The sequence below is a fragment of the Bacillus sp. AK124 genome, assembly GCF_053903085.1.
Genome location: NZ_CP096378.1, coordinates 3,884,260 through 3,900,192 on the forward strand (window position 1 = coordinate 3,884,260; position 15,933 = coordinate 3,900,192).

Below are 15,933 nucleotides of genomic sequence, written 5' to 3' on the forward strand. Positions count from 1 at the left end.
TTTTGACAAACTTCGCACATGCGGCGAAAAAACGGGCTGAACAATCCCCTTATTGTTCAGCCGTCCGCTTTACTTCGACAAAACACGGGTAATCTTTTCAATCGCCCAATCCAAATCCTCATTTGAAATAACAAGAGGAGGCGCAAAGCGAATCACCGTTTCATGCGTTTCTTTGCAGAGCAGGCCTTCTTCTTTCAAACGCTCGCAATACGGACGCGCCGCCTCGGTCAGCTCAACCCCAATGAACAGCCCTCTGCCGCGCACTTCTTTGATTTTTGGATTATCGATTTGCGAGAGCTTCTCTTTAAAATATTCCCCGAGCTCCAGCGACCGTTCAGCGAGCCGCTCATCATCCAACACTTCAAGGGCGGCGATCGATACGGCGCATGCAAGCGGGTTCCCTCCGAAAGTCGACCCGTGTGAGCCGGGATTAAACACGCCAAGCACATCCCTGTTTGCAGCAATACACGATATTGGGAACACGCCGCCTCCGAGCGCTTTTCCTAAAATGTACATGTCCGGTGTGACATCCTCCCAATCAGAGGCGAACATTTTGCCTGTTCGCGCAAGCCCTGACTGTATTTCGTCAGCGATAAACAAGACATTGCGTTCTTTACAGACTTCTGCAGCCTGTTTCAAAAAGCCTTCCGGCGGAATGACAATACCCGCTTCACCCTGAATCGGCTCAATTAAGAAAGCGGCCGTATTCGGTGTGATCGCCTGTTTCAGCGCCTCCAGATCCCCGTATGGAATCAGCTTGATGCCAGGAAGCATCGGCCCGAAACCACGTTTATACTCTTCTTCTGATGAAAGCGACACAGCCAGCATCGTCCGGCCGTGAAAATTGCCTACACATGCGATAATTTCAGCCTTATTGTCCGGAACGCCTTTTACATCATAAGCCCAGCGCCGGGCTGCTTTAATCGCGGACTCAACCGCTTCCGCTCCGGTGTTCATCGGCAGAACCATATCTTTCCCCGTTAATGAAGCGACCTTTTCATAGAAAGGACCGAGCTGGTCATTGTGAAAAGCTCTCGACGTCAAGGTGATTTTGTCGGCCTGATCTTTTAACGCCTGGATGATTTTCGGATGCCTGTGCCCTTGATTCACTGCGGAATAAGCGCTCAGCATATCCATGTATCGGTTGCCTTCCGGATCTTTCACCCACGCGCCTTCCGCTTCAGAAATCACGATCGGCAGAGGATGATAGTTATTCGCGCCAAAATGTGCGGTTTGCTTCATAATTTTCTCGGACTTTGATAGAACCGTCATTCTGATTCCTCCTTCTTATTTTTGGACATACATGCCAGATGTCGTATTTTGTTTCACACTATTTTATATGCAAGGATCGTGCCAATCTTAAAACCGCAAATTTTCAGAACATTGCATGTATAATTCGCAAAAAATTTTGCGGTTTTTATTCAAAGGTGCAAAAATAAATGCATATTTTTTTGCACCCTTATCAAATCTTCACTTACAATGGAGAGACAGTTACGAACAAAGGGGGATGTCACTTGCTGAAGAATTATGATTTACTCAAGCTTATTTTTCAAAGAATTATAGATGAAATCGATATCGGCTTGCATGTCGTCGACGAAAACGGCACATCTGTTGTCTATAACAAAAAAATGAGCCAGATTGAAGGGATGGATGTCAACGATGTGCTCGGCAAAAACGTGCTGGACGTGTTTACCTTTGCCAGCCAATATGACAGCACTCTCCTGCAGGCGCTGCATCACGGGAAAACGAACAAAAACGTCAAGCAGACCTACTTCAATAACAAGGGCCAAGAAATTACGACCGTCAATCATACGTTTCCCATTATGGAAAACGGGAATACGAAAGGAGCGGTTGAGATTGCCAAAGATGTCACAAAGCTTGAACGGCTGATCAGAGAAAATATGAACAAAACAGAAAACACAAAGTATACGTTTGACAGTCTGATCGGCGTCAGCCCGGCGTTCAAGGAAGTCATTGAACATGCAAAGCGGGCGACCCGGACCTCTTCCTCCATTCTCATCGTCGGCGACACCGGAACCGGAAAAGAACTGTTCGCCCAAAGTATACATAACGGAAGCCAGCGGTCGACTGGCCCATTCATCTCACAAAACTGCGCAGCCCTCCCGGAAAGCCTCGTCGAAGGCCTTTTATTCGGCACGGCCAAAGGCGCATTCACGGGTGCCGTCGATCGCCCGGGTCTTTTCGAACAAGCAGACGGCGGCACACTTCTCCTTGACGAGATCAATTCTTTGGACTTCAGCTTGCAGGCAAAGCTTTTGCGCGCCATTCAAGAAAAAACGATCAGGCGGATCGGCGCTTCGAAGGATACTCCGATCGATGTCAGGATCATCGCGACGATGAACGAAGATCCAGTCGACGCGGTCAGCGGGCAAAGACTGCGAAAAGATTTGTATTACAGGCTGAGTGTCGTCACCTTGTTCATTCCTCCATTAAAAGATCGAAAGGAAGATATCATGCCGCTCACCCAGCATTTTATCGACAAATACAACGCATTGTTCCAAATGGAGGTCAAAGGTTTTGAAGAAGAGGTGCAGCGGTTTCTGCTTTCATATGATTGGCCGGGAAACGTCAGAGAACTTGAACATTTAATTGAAGGCGCCATGAATTTGATGTCTTACGAAGACAAACTCGAGCTGACGCACCTTCCATTGCAATACAGGACAAAACCAGCGGCAAAAAAGCAGCTGCCGCAGCAGGGCTATGATCTGTTCGCCCCGCTTCCTTCCGTCTCGGCAGCTCCTTTGAAGGAACAAATCGAGAATGCCGAAAAGTATTATATTCAAAAAACCGTTAAAAAATGCAATTACAATGTGTCCCAAGCGGCGCGGGTTCTGGGGATCAGCAGGCAGAGCCTGCAATACAGGCTTAAAAAATGGAAGATCCGTTTTGATCAGGAATCAGAATGATTATCACTAAAAACGAATTTCTTGACTCATACTAAAAAAGGTTTATGCTTTACTTTTGTAAGACCGTTAAGTACAATCATATCAACTAAATCCAATCAGAAAAGTGGGGAATAAAATGAAGAAAGCAATATTCGCTGTATTACTGACGCTGTTGATCACCGTGATGGCCGCATGCGGCGCGTCAGGGGACAATTCCAAGGATAAAAACGCAGCAGGCGACAGCCTCTGGTCTTCAATTAAAGATAAAGGCGTTTTGACCGTCGGTACTGAAGGAACGTACGAACCATTTACATTCCACGATAAAAAAACAGATCAATTAACAGGTTATGATGTCGAAGTGATGCAGGAAGTCGCCAAGCGCCTCAACCTGAAAGCTGAATTTAAAGAAACGCAGTGGGACAGCATGTTTGCCGGCCTCAACTCCAAGCGTTTTGACGTCGTTGCCAACCAAGTCGGGAAAAAAGACCGTGAAAATCAGTATGATTTTTCCGATTCATATACAACTTCCCAAGCCGTCGTTGTCACAAAAGCGGACAACAACGATATAAAAGCTGAAGGGGACGTCAAAGGGAAAAAAGCTGCACAATCTTTGACAAGCAACTATAATGACCTTGCGAAAAACGCCGGCGCTGAAATCGAAGGCGTGGAAGGAATGGCTCAAGCGTTTCAGTTGATTCAGCAGGGCCGTGTCGACCTCACCTTTAACGATAAACTGGCGGTGCTGAACTATTTGAAGACATCAGGAAACAAAAACCTGAAAGTCGCTTTTGAAACAGGCGAGCCGCAAACTACGCATTTTGCTTTCCGCAAAGGAAGCGGCGAGCTGGTTGACAAGGTCAACTCCGCGCTGAAAGACATGAAAGAGGATGGCACACTCGCGAAAATAGCGAAGAAATGGTTTGGCGAAGATGTTTCTAAATAATATACAAGCGGCGGCCATCGGCGCGGCGATCCCCTGGGATCTTGTGCGTGAATCATTTTGGCCGATCTTTTTAAGGGGAATCTATTACTCGATTCCCCTTGCCATTCTCTCTTTTATATTCGGTATGATCATCGCATTGATCACGGCGCTGGCGAGAATGTCCAAATCCCGCATTTTAAGAGCGGTTTTCGGCATTTATGTCTCAGCGATCCGCGGAACGCCGCTGCTCGTTCAGCTATTCATTATTTTTTACTTGTTTCCAGCATTTCAAATCACGATTGACCCGTTTCCGAGCGCGATCATTGCCTTTTCATTAAATGTCGGCGCATATGCTTCGGAAATCATCAGGGCTTCCATCCTTTCCGTTCCGAAAGGGCAGTGGGAAGCGGCTTATTCGATTGGAATGACTCAAAAAACGGCCCTTACCAGGGTCATCCTGCCGCAGGCTGTACGCGTGTCGATTCCGCCATTATCCAATACATTCATCAGCTTGGTTAAAGACACATCGCTTGCGTCACAAATTCTTGTTGCTGAATTATTCCGGAAAGCCCAGGAAATCGGGGCCAGCAATCTAGACCAAATTTTAATCATTTATATGGAAGCCGCATTCATCTATTGGATCATCTGCTTTGTTCTCGCGCTTGTTCAGCAGCAGATTGAACGGCGATTGGACCGGTATGTGGCCAGGTAAGGAGGGAAATAGACAATGCTTGCGATCAAAGGGCTGAATAAATCCTTCGGCGAAAACGAGATCTTAAAAAAAATCGACCTGAACATCGAAAAAGGAAAAGTGATCGCCATCTTAGGGCCTTCCGGTTCCGGCAAGACGACGCTGCTTCGCTGCCTGAACGCTTTGGAAATTCCGAACCGCGGCATTCTTTCTTTTGACGATTTTACCATCGATTTTTCCAAGAAAAATAAACCGGCTGACCTCCTTCGACTGCGGAGAAAGTCGGGAATGGTGTTTCAGGCCTATCACCTGTTCCCGCACCGCACCGTGCTTGAAAATGTGATGGAAGGGCCGGTAAAAGTGCAAAAGCGCAATAAAGAAGAAGTCAAAAAGGAAGCCGTTCAGCTTCTGCAAAAGGTCGGCCTAGAAGACAAAATGGACCTTTATCCATTCCAGCTTTCCGGGGGACAGCAGCAGCGCGTCGGGATCGCCCGTGCTCTGGCCATCAAGCCAGAACTGATGCTTTTTGACGAGCCCACATCGGCGCTTGACCCCGAGCTGGTCGGTGAAGTGCTGAAAGTCATGAAAGACCTTGCAAATGAGGGCTGGACGATGGTTGTCGTCACCCACGAAATCAAATTCGCGCAGGATGTCGCAGACGAAGTCGTCTTTATCGACGGCGGCGTCATCGTCGAACAGGGTCCGCCTGAACAAATTTTCTCAGCCCCTAAGGAAGAACGAACAAAACAGTTTTTAAACCGGATTTTGAATCCTGTATAAACATGACCCCCTGATCTGACAAGATCAGGGGGTTTGTCATTTTTTACGTTCAATCAAATCTCGAATTATTTTGCTAGAATGACGAAGTCCTGTGGATTAGACCGGATGAAAGAACTAATTCTTTTCAGACTGCCGGAAACGATCCCTTGAAACCGCTCGTATAACTCATTCATTGTATCAGCATTATGCCCATTAATTTCAATAACCTGCTTTGTATCTTCGAGTAGCTTCAACAGGTTTTCATCACCGAAATAGCGCAAAGCCCCGGTCACACCTGTCCAATATCCCGGTGCCTGCAATAAATAGGACACCCAGGAGTAAAACTCTTGGGCGGAGTCCTTTGCATGGTCATAGAAAACCCTAAACATGCACAGGGCCTGCTGACTCCTGTTCAAACTAGTAATCGCTTCTGATTTTGCCGCGGCATCCTTTCCACGAATACTTAGTAGGGTAGACTCAACACATACCCATCCGAGCCTCTCATCGCTTAATGTATCAAACTCCGCTTGTGTTATCGTTACTAATGTCATTATCCACATCCTTTCTTTTGACTTACACAAATGTTAATAAAAAATTCACTCTGCTCTTACGATAGATAAAGCAGTTTCTGTAACTTCCATTATAACAGTCATCAACTGATGATTTTCTGTTTGCTCTGCTGTTCCTTTTTGTTGTTGCTCCTGCTGCAGTTGCCCTAAGTAGTTCATACCTTGTGATATGGCTCCCCAGAATTGCATAGCCATAAGATTTACACTTCCTTGCCGTATCGAACCTTGTTGCATGCCTTGTTCAATGACCGAAGCGATGGGTTCAATAAATGCTTTTACCCATTCAAAAGGAGAAAGCTGTTCTTCGGTATACAGCAAATGAATGTCTAGACTGATTCTCATGTAAAAACGTGAAAGGGCTGGTTCCTTCAAAACCTGCATGCATACTAATCGTGCATACTCGCTTAATAATTCCAAAGGAGGCCGATCCTGCTGAAAGTGAGACACCGTCTTCTGCTTGGTCTGGGCCATTATATCCTCATACAATTCACGGAACAAGGTTTGCTTGTTCTTAAAATAGTGATACACCAACCCACGCGCCAGGCGAGCCTGTGCTGCAATGTCGCCAATTTCGGTAGCTGAGTACCCTTTTTCAGCATACACCAAGATGGCTGCTCGTAAAATTTCCTGTTTCCGCTGTCTTCGAATTTCTTCATTCTGTTCCTTTGTACGTGGTGACAAGAAAAAAACCTCTTTTCATTGACATTCATGTCAATCAACATTATAAAAGAATATCGAGAAACTGTCAACAAAAGGAAATATCATTACGGTCTCTTGGGCGTTTAGTAGCTTCGGTAGTAAAAGGAATCAACTCGACCGTCACTGCTTCCGATTGATAAGTAAAACTCGCCCAACCGCGACGAAATTAAACTCTTTATTGTCAAGTCTCTGCTAGTAGAAAACCTCTACACCTTCCCTAGGAATCCGTTAAGAAGTTGAACGGTTCGAATAACGCTTGAATCAAAGATTTATTTATTCATTTTTTGCCGCCTCATTTATTCAAACTGAAAAAGGTTTGTCGACACAACAAAACAGCCTGATCTCTCTGGATCAGGCTGTTCTTTTTTATTCTGCGGCCAGTTTAAACTTGGATGCCGCTTGATTCAATTCTTCCGACAAAGCGGAGAGCTGCTGAATGGCCGATGCGATTTCCTGCATGCCGGCGCTTTGCTGCTCCGCTGCTGCCGCGACTTCCTCAGAACCTGCCGCCTGCTCTTCGGTAACGGCGGAAATCTGTTCCATCGCAGCCGAAATGTTTTGATACGATTTTTCGACTTTTAACAAAGACTGAAGCAACTGATCGGTCCGTTCGGCAAATTGAGAGATCCCTTTAAAAATTCCTGAAAAGTTCTCGTAAGTGCCGTTGATTAATATTTGCCCTTTGTCAACCGCTGCGTTTCCTTCCTGAATGCGTTCCATGACAAGCCGGCTGCTCTCCTGCGTGCCCGCCACAAGCTGGGAAACGGATAAAGCGGCATCTGCCGAGCGTTCAGAAAGCTTTCTGACTTCTCCCGCTACAACAGCAAAGCCCTGGCCTTCTTCACCGACCCGGGCGGCTTCAATTGAAGCATTGAGCGCCAGCAAATTCGTCTGTTCGGCAATAGAGGAAATCATTCCGATGACTTTTTCAATTTCTTCGGTATGGTTTTGCATCTCTGCTGCTGCTTGTTTGGACTCTTCCATCACGTTTTTAATCGTCTGGGTCTGCCGCAATGTTTCTTCGACAAGCTCCTGTCCGGTCTTGGAATCCTTGCTGACGCCTTCGGCAACATTCTTCATCTCGTTCACTTCTTCTGTGACGTGTGTAAGCTGATGATCGATTTCGGCAGCCGATGTGTGGCAATCCGAAACGGACGAGACCACTTCGTTGATCCCCTCGCTCATGCTGTTCATCGATTCAGCCACCTGGGCCGCGCTTTCGCTCGATTCAGCCGATACATTTTTCAGCTGGAGACTCGTCTTGGATACCTCTTCAGAGGAAGCTGAAATTTGTCCAATCAATTGTTGTAAATTTTCGCTCATCCGCTTGAACGATTCGGCAAGCTTTCCGGCTTCATCACGGCTCTTGACAGAAATGTCGGCCGACAGATCGCCGTCGGCAATTTTTTCTGATGCCTTCATCAGCTGCCTGATCGGCTTCGCGATAAAAGAACCGAGAAAATAGGCCATGGCCATTCCGAGCAGCAAGACAAATGCTGCGATCGCAATTGTATACCACTTCGCTTTTGCAGCCGTCGCCGGAATCACGGAAGCATCAAGATCGATCCCCAAAATTCCCACCTTTTCGCCGGAGCTGTTCTCAAGCGGCTGAAAAATTGACTGGTGAATGCCGTATTCATCCTCATACACGTCGCTTACCGTCTCTTTGTTTGTCGTTAAGGCTTCTTTCATTTCAGGAGAAAAACTGTAATCCGTGCCGAAATCATCGGACGTATCCGACAGCACGAGAATCCGCTCCTTCCCGCCCTCATTGGAAAGGATATAGATATTTTCAAGATTGTTTTTCTTTTTCAGGTTGTCCACAGCCATTTTTGTCTGCTTGTAAAGCGGATTGTCCGCAGAATCGATTTCAAGCGGATTCCCGTCCAGACGTTTGATTTGGTTTTCAGCAAGATGAATATCGGTATAAAGACGGTTTTGGAACTGCTGTCTCAGCTGCTCTGACAAGTCTTTGCTGATATAAGTAAACACAGCTGAAAATGATGCGATCGTGATTAAAAGCACTAAGGCGACGCCAATCATAATTTTGACTGAAATGTGTTCTGTTAGCTTTTTCTTCAACGTTTTCATCGTCTATATCCCCTTTAATTTGTCATGAGAGATCCATGCTCCCGGCAGACTTCCTCAATATTTTCTTTTAAATAATCGATAATTCCCGGGACATGTTCAGGCATGGTATACGGAGAAATGACGAAAAATTTGCTGACGCAAAGCGGTATCTCAGTCCCTTCACAGGATTTCACAAGCAAGTGCTTTTTCGTATCGCCAAAAAACATCTTGTCCCTTTTTGTTCCGAGCTTTTCAAATAGTTTTTCAGTGAGTGCATTGTTTCTTTCCAGCTCTTGAATGGTGCATGCTCCCGAAATTTCGTCTTCAAATCTAGGGGCACCTTCAGGATAAATGCGAAACAGCGTAGACATGCCGAAGTTGTCCGGGTTCACAATATCGGCCTCCGGAATCTGCTGAGAAAGCTGTTCCCTAAAATGCAGGTTGACTTCAAGAAACTGTCCGAGCAGCTTTTGATAGCCTTCATAGCCAAATGCCATCAACGCGCTGTACATACTGATCGAACTGGCCATGCGCGAACATTCCAGCGTGTAGCCCGTATGGTAGTCCCCATAGCCGCGGTGGCCGACATACGGCGTCTCATCAGGATCCAGATCGATCCGTTTTAAGTCATTGCGATCTTTCACAAGAAACAGGCTCGTCACATAAGGCGTCTGTCCGAGCTTCTGAAAATCAAAACAAAGCGAATCGGCTGCGTGCAGATGCCTCATTTTTTCCTGAATCGGCTTGATCATGCTGAGAACACCGGGACTGAAGGATAAAGCGTTCTCATTCAGATCGTACTCATTAAAAAAGGCAAAAAATCCTCCCAGGGCGGAATCGGCGTGGATATGCGGAACCGGCAGCCCGAAGCTTTTCGCCGTTTCTTCAGCCGCACGGCGGACAGCGCTCACATCATCGATGCCGATCGCATCTGTCGTTCCTGTTGTAGCTACGATATAAACGGGAATCCCCCCGGCTTCGCAGACTTGTCTAAGCTTCGCACGCAAATCTTCCGTATCCATGGAATGGTCGAGATTTGTTTTGACTTTAATTAAATGATCGCTCCCGAGTCCTGCGGCTTCCATTGACTTATACAAGCTGTAATGAGCCGCTTCAGAACAAAACGCGTAGAAATTGCCGGGAACCCCTTCTTTCAGCGATGACGGCGCCATTTTGGCAATCGCGATTCTGAGGCCGCTGTATACCGCACCTTGTCCTCCCCACGTCGTGTAGCCTCCGCTTGTTTCGGCATCATACCCCGCAAGCTTTGACATCATCGCCGTAACTTTCACTTCCGCCTCCGCTCCGGCTGGACCGTACACATCCCACAGGTTGTTCCCATTGACCATGAACGCCGTAAGCATGCCTAATATCCCCGGGATGCTCGCCATCGGCAGAATGTTTGTGAAAAAGTATTTGGTATGATACGGATGGCCGTGCAACAGCTTCAACAGCTCTTCGTTGACCTCTTTCATCGGCGCACCTTCGTGCGGAATCCGGCTCTCTGCGACCAGCTTTTCATAAAAGAAGCCCTCACGGTTCTTCTCGCCGCCAAGGTTGACCTGATCTGGATTTTTCAGCTCGTCCACTCCCTCGATCAGCTGTTCAATCAATGATAGGAATTCATGTCTTTTCGCTTCATTTCCGTCCTCGCTCGGAAACCATTTCTGTACATCCGGTGTATTGCGTTGCTGCATGATTTTCTCTCCTGCCTTGTCTTTAATATTTCGGAAAAAGTTTTCACTTGCCATATCGGTATAATATTCCTATATTTTTAGGCCTTCGCTCAAAAAGTTCATGAAATTGTTTAATCTTTTACATTTTCTTTTAAATAAAAAAACTTCTTAACGATATATTAAGAAGTTTTCGAAACATTTGAGCGCTATTTCCGTACAATAGAATGATAAATTCATATTGGAAAGGATTTCTTTAAAATGAAACAAGAAAATGAGAAAAAAACATTCAGTATGAGAATGCTGCTCAATATGGTCGGCCTATTCGTCTTTACCGGCATGATAGTCAGCGCATATACCCAGGCTTTTTACTTGGATGAACATCTCGAGATCTGCCGCTTTGTATACATGACGGCAAGAGAGTGGAAAGAATTTTTTTTGTTTGTGTCCGGGACGGCCATCATCTATTTCGTTTTGGCAAATGTTCTTTCATTCAAGAAAAAACGCTGAAGAAAAACTTAGTGCTTTCGTCTTCTCCATTCCTTCGTTTCCTCTTTAAAGGCAAGATACAGACAGACGATCAAGGCAATGATCAAAGCAATCCAAACGGGCATCGCCAGAAAAGGTGCATAGTTCAATATAAGCAACAGTGCGAGACAGGCTAAAACGGAAAGACAGATCAGCCTTACTAAAAAAATCAACGCCATTCCCCTCCTTTTTTCATAACATCTGCTGTTTTTTCCCTGCAAACTGCTGAACCGCAATGACAGCAAAGAGCCAGCCTACAAGAACGGCCCAAGCGCTCGGTTCGCCCATTGGCTCTGTCGAATAGAACTGGCAGATGATGCTTCCTCGAAAGAAACAAAAGGGTCCAGGACCCTTATCAGACTCTGAATTTCTCCCCTCCACAATGGAAAATGTATCTCTACAGCTATCATACATCATTTTCATCAATTGGAATATAATCATAATTATGTAAATTGAAGAGCCGCATTCCGAAATCCGCATTTATCCGTTCTGAAGAATGTGATACAATGACAATCGATTGTTTTTTTGAAAAGAGGGGAATCCATTGAAGCGGGAACTTGTTTTGCGCTGGCTTTTTTATTTTGTCGGATTGATTGTTTTGTCTTTTGGGGTTTCTCTTACGATTGAAGGGAAAGTGCTCGGCATCGGTCCTTGGGATGCATTTCACTACGGGTTGTATATGCTTTTGGGCCTTACAGTCGGCCAATGGGCGATTATTGTCGGGGCGGTTATCGTAGGTTTAACGTCCTTATTTACAAAAGCATGGCCGAAAATCGGCGCCGTGCTTAATATGCTGTTAATCGGTATTTTTATAGATTTCTTTACTTATATTCTTCCAGACCCGGAAACGTATATTTCAAGCACTGTCGTATTCGTGATCGGCGTCATTTTTATCGGTTATGGAGTCGGCATTTATGTGTCGGCAGATCTTGGTGCGGGTCCGCGCGACTCCCTGATGCTTTTGATTTCCGAGAAAACGGGCTGGAACGTTCAGTGGGTCCGCAACGGAATGGAGCTGACGATTTTACTGATCGGCTGGCTGCTCGGCGGGCCGATCGGCATCGGCACTGTTTTAACCGCCATTTTAACAGGCCTGATTTTGCGGTTTTCTTTGCCTCAGTCCAAACAGCTTTTAAAAACAGCTATGACAGGAAGGCGCATCAGAGCTGCCAAGCCTGTACATATGTCGCTGAAAAAAAACGGATGAGCGTTTCATCCGTTTTTCTCGTTCAGATTATTTCTGTTTTACCACCGGTATCCAAATTTCGGTGATATGGTCTTGCGCCATAATATTCCCGTCCTTAGGATAGGATTCAAATTGCGGAGCGTTTGCCAATTCATAGCCTGTCGCCGGAAACCATTCTGAGAAGATCCTTTCCCATGTGGCTTGAACAGCCGAATTGACGGGGCCGACGGCTTCAAATACGGCCCAAGTTGCGGCGGGAATCGGTTTCTCGACACAGCCGGCAGGCGTGTCAGCGGATGTTTTTTCGACCCCGATGACATAATGGAACGTATCAGCTTGATCATTAAAATCCATGCAGACGCCAAGGAAGCCGAGCGGGCCGATATCCGGCTTTAAAGAATCGGTAAAGCCGTTGTGATTTAATTCGTTCCAAAAAGCCGGAATGTCCTTTTTGTTTTGATCATCCTTCACCGTAACCTCCAACGCTTTGCCGATCACCTGAAACGGTTCTTTTTCAACAATCTTGTAATTCATATCCTCCACTCCCTTTATTTGAATATGAAAGGATAGACGCGGAAATGCCCTGAGCGTCCTGCCTTTTTCACGGGCCTGTGAAGGGCTGATACCGTGAAGGCGGCTGAATGCCTCCTGAAAATGATTCCGGTGTGTTGTAGCCGTATTTAAAAGCAGCATCAACCACTTTTATATGTGAAGCAGCCAGCTCCTGCGCGGCGACTGTCAGCCTTCTTTTCCGAATGTAATCGGCAAGGGTAACACCCGTCAGCATGTAGAACATCCGCTGATAATGAAATTTCGAACAGTATGCGATTTGGGCGATTTCTTCGTGTTTCAGCGGCTGATCCAAATGCTTTTCAATATAATCGATGCTTTCAGCCAAACGATTCAGAATGTCCATTGTTTCCGCTCCTCTCATTTACAACGATACTTCATGCCAATCAGAAATTCCGGTCATTCCGTGCGTTGTTGTGACAGGAGCCGAACAGCCATTTGACGGCTTCCGGAAAACGCTTCGCAAACCTCTCAAGCCGATGTGAGCCTCCTTCATCAATGACAAACTTCAGTTCTTTTTCGAAGGCGGCGCTTTCGGTTAACAGGCTGAAGGCTTCCTTCGTCCTCGGTATCATCTCCTTCTGCAGATTATCCCTGTCTGCTCCTTCCATGCTTCCAACATCCATATAAATGCGCAGATGCTCATTTTCAAAGCGGTTATTCTTCATAAACTCGGTCATTCCTTCAAACCAGAAAGACCCTGACAAAGATCCGATTTTCCCAAATGTCTTAGATGCTAAATACGCCGTGTAAACCGAGATCAATCCGCCGAACGACTTTCCGATGATTCCTGTATGTTCACGGCTTGGATTTGTTCGGTAGCGCCTGTCGATATAGGGCTTAAGCCGATTGGCCAAAAAAGCGGCATATTCGTTGCCCTTCCCGCCGTACGCCCGTTTATTCGGCAGCAAATGCGGTTTGGGAAAAGGCGTGTATTCGCTTTCCCTGTCTTTCGGAGCCACTCCGACCAGCAGCAATTCCGGCACTTCCTGATTCGAAAACAGCTTTTCGATTGAGGGCAAACTGCCGCTGTGTGCCGGATCGAACAAATCGCCCAGATCGTGTACGTATAGGACGGGATAGCGGTTATTACTGCTTCCGTATGAAGGAGGAAGATAGATCAAAAGCTCCCTCCCGAAGTATGTATCTTTTATCAATGTTCCGTCTATCATGTTCATCACTCCATTCTGCACAGGTATCATGCCTATCTTTTCTGCTGCCTGTTTGCTAAAATGAAAGCAGAAAAAATATCATGTGAAGAGGTTGCATTTGATGAAGATTTACGCCGTTTATATGGATCAGCTGCCGGAAGCCGGCCAATTTAACCGAATGATGGCCATGGTCTCTGAAGAAAAGCGCAAAAAAGTGGGCAGATACAGATATCCCGAAGATGCCAGCAGGACGCTGATCGGGGAAGTGCTGGCGAGGCACATCATCAGTGAAACGTTTCATTTACCGAACGATCAGATCCGTTTTACGGAAGGAAGGTACGGCAAACCGGCTGCTGAAGGTCTGAACGACTTTCATTTCAACATTTCCCACTCCGGAAACTGGATCGTGTGCGGAGCTGGCACCAAGCCGATCGGAGTGGATGTCGAAAAAATCAAGCCGATCAATTTCGACATTGCCGAGCGGTTTTTTTCTCCTTCAGAGCACCATGATCTCATGGAAAAGGACGACTCAGAGCGCCTGTCGTATTTCTATCATTTGTGGACGATGAAAGAAAGCTTTATCAAACAGGCGGGAAAAGGCCTGTCTCTGCCGCTTGATTCCTTCTCCGTCAAACTGAACGATCAAGGACGCGCTTCGGTGGAAACTCCCCCAGGCTATCCGCCTTGCTATATCCAAGCCTATGAAATTGACCCAGGCTATAAAATGGCGGTGTGTTCCGCCGCACCTGAATTTCCAGACCGCATTGTGATGAAAAGCTGCGCTGAACTGTCAACGCTTTAAAAAGTTCCGCTCTAAAAATAAGCGGTTTCCACCGCTTGCCGCAAGCGGTCGATGCCGCGGCGGATGTCGTCTTCCTTTACATTGGACGTATTGATTTTTAATAGATTTCTTTTTGGAAAGGCCGACATATAATGAGCGTTTACCGGTTCGAGCAGGACGTTCCGTTTTTGTAAGCTTTTGATCAGACGGGACGCCGGGATCGTCCGGTCCAATTCGATGTGGGTGTGGATGGCCGGATGGCCGTGTGGATGGAATTCAAGCACATCCCCCAGTGACGCGGCACATTCTTTTAGCAGATCATGCAGAAGGCATGATCTTTTTTGATAGGAAGAACGGATCTTTTGCTTATGCTTTTCAAACATCCCGCTCTTCAAATAGATCTCCAAAGCGGCCTGAGACAGCATGGAACTGTCAATGTCGAGCAGCTGTTTGTACCGGTTGAACACATCTGTCAGAGAATCGGGCAGCACAGCGGCTCCGACCCGCAGACCCGGAAAAATAATCTTGGAGAAACTTTTCAAATAAATGACGTGTGAAGAAACGTCATAATAATGTAACGGGTCCGCCTTTTTATGATTCTCCAAATCTCCTAAAAAATCATCCTCGGCGATATAGACGTCATACTTTTCCGCCAGCTTGACGATGGCCATTTTTTCCCGTTCCGTATAGGAAGTCCCGAGCGGATTGTGGAATCTCGGCATCGTATAAAAGAATTTGATGTCTTCGGTTTGGAAAATTTGCTCCAGCTCGTCCATATCGATGCCCTCAGCGGTTCTCTCGATGCCGATTGCGGGTATGCCGTGAACTTCAAGGTATTGAATCAGTAAATGATAGCTCGGCTGTTCGATCAGAATTTTCCGCTTCCGGTTGGGAAAAGGCATTGAAGCGAGCAGAGCGAGGGCCTGCTGCACGCCTGATGTAATAAAAATGTGTTCCTCTTTCGCAAACACCTGGCCGTTGGCAAGCTCTTTTTGTATGGCCTCGATTAATGACGGAAGACCTTTCGGCGTCCCATAGATAAACAGATCGTTTTTGTATGTGTCAATGGCTTTATTGATGCAATGCTGAAAATCGATGTATGGAAAGACATCAGGATCAGGAGCAGATGCTGAGAAATCGATCACAGCCTTTCCGGGATTTGGTCGCTGATTCGTTTTTTTCACGACGTAATAGCCGCTTTTCGGCACTGAGTAGATGAGGTGCTGTCTCTCCAGCTCGCTAAACGCCCTGATGACCGTGCTTTTGCTTACTTTGAAGCGTACGGACAGCTCGCGGATGGACGGCAGCCTGTCCCCTTCCTGAAAGGATTTGTCTTCGATCATATCCTCCAATTCGTTCATCAGCGCTACATATTTGTGCATGTTCGTCTCCTTCGCCAATCTGTAACGGTACAGATTCCGTTTTTTT

17 protein-coding genes are annotated in these 15,933 nt (G+C 46.5%); 7 read left to right on the forward strand and 10 right to left on the reverse strand.

Annotation, left to right across the window (positions count from 1 at the left end; translation table 11 throughout):
* Positions 1–69 precede the first annotated feature (69 nt).
* Positions 70–1,272 (reverse strand): ornithine--oxo-acid transaminase, encoded by a 1,203-nt coding sequence (locus tag M1E06_RS19515; RefSeq protein ID WP_035337253.1) that lies wholly within the window; start codon positions 1,270–1,272, stop codon positions 70–72.
* Between the two features lie 242 nt (positions 1,273–1,514).
* On the opposite strand from M1E06_RS19515, the gene M1E06_RS19520 reads away from it, so the two are divergent.
* From M1E06_RS19520 to M1E06_RS19535, 4 genes are all read left to right on the forward strand, one after another.
* Positions 1,515–2,927 carry a sigma-54 interaction domain-containing protein gene (locus M1E06_RS19520; protein ID WP_023855659.1) on the forward strand — a complete coding sequence of 471 codons (1,413 nt, stop codon included), beginning with the start codon at positions 1,515–1,517 and terminating at the stop codon, positions 2,925–2,927.
* A 115-nt stretch (positions 2,928–3,042) separates the two neighbouring features.
* Positions 3,043–3,849 (forward strand): cystine ABC transporter substrate-binding lipoprotein TcyA, encoded by an 807-nt coding sequence (gene tcyA, locus M1E06_RS19525; protein WP_020450122.1) that lies wholly within the window; start codon positions 3,043–3,045, stop codon positions 3,847–3,849.
* Positions 3,836–4,540, forward strand: a complete 705-nt coding sequence (locus M1E06_RS19530; protein ID WP_020450121.1) for an amino acid ABC transporter permease — start codon at positions 3,836–3,838, stop codon at positions 4,538–4,540. The genes tcyA and M1E06_RS19530 overlap by 14 nt, the downstream gene beginning before the upstream one ends.
* Positions 4,541–4,555: 15 nt before the next feature.
* Positions 4,556–5,299 carry an amino acid ABC transporter ATP-binding protein gene (locus M1E06_RS19535; protein WP_003178866.1) on the forward strand — a complete coding sequence of 248 codons (744 nt, stop codon included), beginning with the start codon at positions 4,556–4,558 and terminating at the stop codon, positions 5,297–5,299.
* Positions 5,300–5,364: 65 nt separating this feature from the next.
* Here the strand turns inward: M1E06_RS19535 and M1E06_RS19540 are convergent, their stop codons facing one another.
* From M1E06_RS19540 to M1E06_RS19555, 4 genes are all read right to left on the reverse strand, one after another.
* Positions 5,365–5,829 (reverse strand): hypothetical protein, encoded by a 465-nt coding sequence (locus M1E06_RS19540; protein ID WP_035337254.1) that lies wholly within the window; start codon positions 5,827–5,829, stop codon positions 5,365–5,367.
* A 45-nt stretch (positions 5,830–5,874) separates the two neighbouring features.
* A complete protein-coding gene (locus M1E06_RS19545) occupies positions 5,875–6,528 on the reverse strand; it encodes a TetR/AcrR family transcriptional regulator (RefSeq protein WP_035337257.1) in 654 nt (217 codons plus the stop codon).
* 384 nt (positions 6,529–6,912) lie between these two features.
* Positions 6,913–8,637, reverse strand: coding sequence for a methyl-accepting chemotaxis protein (locus M1E06_RS19550; RefSeq protein WP_035337258.1), 1,725 nt, complete (start codon positions 8,635–8,637; stop codon positions 6,913–6,915).
* A gap of 14 nt (positions 8,638–8,651) precedes the next feature.
* A complete protein-coding gene (locus M1E06_RS19555; RefSeq protein WP_020450118.1) occupies positions 8,652–10,313 on the reverse strand; it encodes a pyridoxal phosphate-dependent decarboxylase family protein in 1,662 nt (553 codons plus the stop codon).
* A 237-nt stretch (positions 10,314–10,550) separates the two neighbouring features.
* On the opposite strand from M1E06_RS19555, the gene M1E06_RS19560 reads away from it, so the two are divergent.
* Positions 10,551–10,799, forward strand: a complete 249-nt coding sequence (locus tag M1E06_RS19560; protein ID WP_020450117.1) for a hypothetical protein — start codon at positions 10,551–10,553, stop codon at positions 10,797–10,799.
* Positions 10,800–10,807: 8 nt separating this feature from the next.
* Here M1E06_RS19560 and M1E06_RS19565 read toward each other — a convergent pair whose 3' ends face one another.
* Positions 10,808–10,996: a hypothetical protein gene (locus tag M1E06_RS19565; protein WP_020450116.1), complete on the reverse strand. Its 189-nt coding sequence runs from the start codon at positions 10,994–10,996 to the stop codon at positions 10,808–10,810.
* Positions 10,997–11,361: 365 nt separating this feature from the next.
* Between M1E06_RS19565 and M1E06_RS19570 the strand changes: the two genes are divergently transcribed.
* Positions 11,362–12,024, forward strand: a complete 663-nt coding sequence (locus M1E06_RS19570) for a YczE/YyaS/YitT family protein (protein ID WP_020450114.1) — start codon at positions 11,362–11,364, stop codon at positions 12,022–12,024.
* 27 nt (positions 12,025–12,051) lie between these two features.
* Here the strand turns inward: M1E06_RS19570 and M1E06_RS19575 are convergent, their stop codons facing one another.
* The 3 genes from M1E06_RS19575 to M1E06_RS19585 form a co-directional block, all read right to left on the reverse strand.
* Entirely contained in the window at positions 12,052–12,537 is a 486-nt protein-coding gene (locus M1E06_RS19575) for a GyrI-like domain-containing protein (RefSeq protein WP_309436700.1), read from the reverse strand.
* 67 nt (positions 12,538–12,604) lie between these two features.
* Positions 12,605–12,919, reverse strand: coding sequence for a helix-turn-helix domain-containing protein (locus M1E06_RS19580; protein ID WP_309436701.1), 315 nt, complete (start codon positions 12,917–12,919; stop codon positions 12,605–12,607).
* Positions 12,920–12,959: 40 nt separating this feature from the next.
* On the reverse strand, positions 12,960–13,775 hold the full coding sequence (locus M1E06_RS19585) for an alpha/beta hydrolase (RefSeq protein WP_020450112.1): 816 nt from the start codon (positions 13,773–13,775) through the stop codon (positions 12,960–12,962).
* 70 nt (positions 13,776–13,845) lie between these two features.
* Here M1E06_RS19585 and M1E06_RS19590 point away from each other — a divergent pair, with 70 nt between their 5' ends.
* The gene (locus M1E06_RS19590; protein WP_216904313.1) at positions 13,846–14,526 is read left to right on the forward strand and encodes a 4'-phosphopantetheinyl transferase family protein; all 681 of its coding nucleotides are present in this window, start codon (positions 13,846–13,848) and stop codon (positions 14,524–14,526) included.
* An 11-nt stretch (positions 14,527–14,537) separates the two neighbouring features.
* Here M1E06_RS19590 and M1E06_RS19595 read toward each other — a convergent pair whose 3' ends face one another.
* A complete protein-coding gene (locus tag M1E06_RS19595) occupies positions 14,538–15,887 on the reverse strand; it encodes an aminotransferase-like domain-containing protein (RefSeq protein ID WP_020450110.1) in 1,350 nt (449 codons plus the stop codon).
* Positions 15,888–15,933 lie beyond the last annotated feature (46 nt).

Excerpts from the sequence above, each read along its gene's own strand:
- M1E06_RS19515 (WP_035337253.1), bottom strand. The coding sequence starts at position 1,272 with ATGACGGTTCTATCAAAGTCCGAGAAAATTATGAAGCAAACCGCACAT.
- tcyA (WP_020450122.1), top strand. The coding sequence starts at position 3,043 with ATGAAGAAAGCAATATTCGCTGTATTACTGACGCTGTTGATCACCGTG.
- M1E06_RS19530 (WP_020450121.1), top strand. The coding sequence starts at position 3,836 with ATGTTTCTAAATAATATACAAGCGGCGGCCATCGGCGCGGCGATCCCC.
- M1E06_RS19535 (WP_003178866.1), top strand. The coding sequence starts at position 4,556 with ATGCTTGCGATCAAAGGGCTGAATAAATCCTTCGGCGAAAACGAGATC.
- M1E06_RS19540 (WP_035337254.1), bottom strand. The coding sequence starts at position 5,829 with ATGACATTAGTAACGATAACACAAGCGGAGTTTGATACATTAAGCGAT.
- M1E06_RS19550 (WP_035337258.1), bottom strand. The coding sequence starts at position 8,637 with ATGAAAACGTTGAAGAAAAAGCTAACAGAACACATTTCAGTCAAAATT.
- M1E06_RS19555 (WP_020450118.1), bottom strand. The coding sequence starts at position 10,313 with ATGCAGCAACGCAATACACCGGATGTACAGAAATGGTTTCCGAGCGAG.
- M1E06_RS19560 (WP_020450117.1), top strand. The coding sequence starts at position 10,551 with ATGAAACAAGAAAATGAGAAAAAAACATTCAGTATGAGAATGCTGCTC.
- M1E06_RS19565 (WP_020450116.1), bottom strand. The coding sequence starts at position 10,996 with ATGGCGTTGATTTTTTTAGTAAGGCTGATCTGTCTTTCCGTTTTAGCC.
- M1E06_RS19575 (WP_309436700.1), bottom strand. The coding sequence starts at position 12,537 with ATGAATTACAAGATTGTTGAAAAAGAACCGTTTCAGGTGATCGGCAAA.
- M1E06_RS19580 (WP_309436701.1), bottom strand. The coding sequence starts at position 12,919 with ATGGACATTCTGAATCGTTTGGCTGAAAGCATCGATTATATTGAAAAG.
- M1E06_RS19585 (WP_020450112.1), bottom strand. The coding sequence starts at position 13,775 with ATGATACCTGTGCAGAATGGAGTGATGAACATGATAGACGGAACATTG.
- M1E06_RS19590 (WP_216904313.1), top strand. The coding sequence starts at position 13,846 with ATGAAGATTTACGCCGTTTATATGGATCAGCTGCCGGAAGCCGGCCAA.
- M1E06_RS19595 (WP_020450110.1), bottom strand. The coding sequence starts at position 15,887 with ATGCACAAATATGTAGCGCTGATGAACGAATTGGAGGATATGATCGAA.